1 protein-coding gene and 2 pseudogenes are annotated in these 2,596 nt (G+C 40.4%); 1 reads left to right on the top strand and 2 read right to left on the bottom strand.

Annotated elements, in window-relative coordinates; genetic code table 11:
- Window positions 1-784, top strand: a pseudogene (locus tag FJR38_RS02940) (cell death suppressor protein Lls1); the annotation flags it as partial.
- 14 nt (window positions 785-798) lie between these two features.
- Here the strand turns inward: FJR38_RS02940 and FJR38_RS02935 are convergent.
- Window positions 799-2,022 carry an MFS transporter gene (locus tag FJR38_RS02935; RefSeq protein ID WP_168535288.1) on the bottom strand — a complete coding sequence of 408 codons (1,224 nt, stop codon included), beginning with the start codon at window positions 2,020-2,022 and terminating at the stop codon, window positions 799-801.
- 44 nt (window positions 2,023-2,066) lie between these two features.
- A pseudogene (locus FJR38_RS02930) lies at window positions 2,067-2,596 on the bottom strand (glycosyltransferase); the annotation flags it as partial.

Genomic DNA, 2,596 nt, shown 5'->3' with positions numbered 1-2,596 from the left:
GCCGGTGGAATTGGCAGTTGTAGAATCTGGAAAATGGGGATTTAAAGGAGTTTGGGAAGAAGGACCCCGCAAAGGTACTTTAGGAAAACAATATACTACTTTTATTGCTCCTGGTTTGATGTGGCATGATCTCACATCTAAACAGTTTGGCAGAACTTTAACGGTGGTTTATGCCACTCCTATCCGCAAGGGAGAATGTCGGCTATTTGCGATTTTTCCTTTCAAGTTTTCTTCAAAAATACCAGGACTGTTTTTGAAGTTAACTCCACGTTGGTATTCACATATTGGACAAAATAGCATTTTAGAAGATGACCAAATTTTCTTGCATCATCAAGAACGGTATCTAGAAAAAAGTGGTGGTAGTGGCAATTTTACCAAGGCGTTTTATTTGCCAACTAAGGCAGATTTATTTGTATTTCAGTTGCGTTCTTGGGTAAATCAATATAGTGTTGATCCGTTTGCTGGTAAAATTCTACCACCGTCATTATCGAAGGAAGACTTATTAGATAGATACCACTCCCACACAGAAAAATGTGCTAGTTGCCGGACTGCGCTGGCTAATTTACAAAAGTTGCGGGTGGGAGTAGCAACGCTAACAGTTTTAGTTTGGGTATTGCTGCCTTTGCTGGTGTTTATCTATGGTCAAACTAATATTTTTACTATGAGTTTGATCACTCTGTTTGTGATCATTGGTGCTGGGATTTGGTTTGGTTTGGGGAGGTTAGAACGACGATTTTACCAAGGACGTTTGATACCACCAAGAAATTTACCTGAGAAAACCTAGAAAAAAGAGCTAATTTATTTCACAGCATAGATATCTTCCGCACGACCAAAGGCAAAACGCACAGATTGGGGGATATTGCGGCTAGATTGGGTCAGAAAAATTATTGTTGCGAGGATTGTTAAACCTGTGGTAAAACCAAACATACTGCGATAACCGAGTGTTTCGGCAAATGTACCAAAAATCGGACTGGCGATCGCTAAACCAATATCAAATCCCATCAAAGAAGCACCAAATATCCGGCCTCGTTCATGGGGTAAAGCCCTATCTGTCATCAATACAGAAATCATGGGAATTAGTGTACCAGAAGCTGCACCTTCCATGAATGCTCCTAATAAGAACATGAAAGGAGTATTTGCTTGCCAAATGCAGATCATAGAAAGGGTGTAAGCTATCAGACTCATGGTGACAAATAAACCACGTCCATATCGATCTGAAGCTTTACCAGTTACTAATCTACAACTAAAACTGGATATAGCCGCAGCGGTAAAAAAGAAACCTGCATTTAAGTCTACTCCCGTTGATTTAATGAATAGGGAGATGAAAGTATGCAAACTACCTAAAGTTAAACCACTTAGTAATAAGACAATGGCAGGAATCCGCACACGAGGACTAGTGAGTAGTTGCCAAAAGTTATCATTTTTGCTGTTAATTGGTTTGATGACAACTGGTGGATTGACAATGGGGATGATACATAATAAACCCAGAAAACCTAAAGTCGCAGATGAAAGAAATAATGGTGTATAACCTGCGAGTTCTTGTAAGAATCCACCTATGGCTGGACCAATGGCTACACCGAGAGGATTAACTAAACTCATGTAACCAACAACTTCACCTCGACGGTTTTCTGGTGCTAAATCTCCCACTAGGGAAATATAAGCTGTGGCAAAAGCAGCGATACTAATACCATGAAAAGAACGAATCACCATCAGGGGTATAATTGATTTTACAAATAAATATCCAAAAGGGGCGATCGCTGCCACGGACATTCCAATCAATAATACGATTTTTCGACCCCGCCTATCTGCTAAAGCGCCCATTTGTGGTCGAAATAGTAACATCCCAATGGCAAAGCTACCCATAACAATGCCAATTTCTTGCTTGGTAGCTCCAATATGTTCAATATATAAAGGTAAGGTAGGCAATAATGAAGCCAAACCTGACCAAAAAAACAAACCCGCTGCAAATAACATCAGTAGGTTTTTCCGCAGATCAGCGTCAAAAGTATCAAAAGCTTTCACGGCAGATGCAATAATGCTAAAAGTATTATTTCTCTATTGTTACGTTACTTAACATTTTTTGCCACAACTTCCCGCACCCGATATATTGGCCGTCCTTGAGATTCATGATAAGTCCGCATTAGTAATTCTGCCAAAAGACCGAAGCAAAACAACTGAACCCCTGTTACTAGCAACAACACCGCTAAAATCAACAAAGGGCGATTGCCAATCATTTCCGCCCACACCAATTTCAGGAAAGTCAAATAAATGGCTATCCCCAGCCCAGAAACCATAGAAATTAATCCCAACAACCCAAAAACGTGCATAGGACGGGTGAGGAACTTTTTCATAAACAGAATAGTTAATAAATCCATCAATACTCGGAATGTCCGTGATATGCCATATTTACTTTGGCCAAAACGCCGCGCATGATGACTGACAGGGATTTCTGTAATTCTCGCTCCTTCAATATATGCCAATGCAGGTAAAAAGCGGTGTAATTCCCCGTAAAGATTCATATCTGCAACCAATTCCGCCCGATAAGCTTTGAGAGAACAACCATAATCATGGATATAAACGCTTGTAGCCCCACGAA

Origin of the sequence: Anabaena sp. UHCC 0253, assembly GCF_009712085.1 — a bacterium.
In the GTDB taxonomy this organism is placed as follows: Bacteria; Cyanobacteriota; Cyanobacteriia; order Cyanobacteriales; family Nostocaceae; genus Dolichospermum.
The sequence above is the reverse complement of the archived record's forward strand: the minus strand, read 5'-3'. Positions and strand labels throughout refer to the sequence as shown.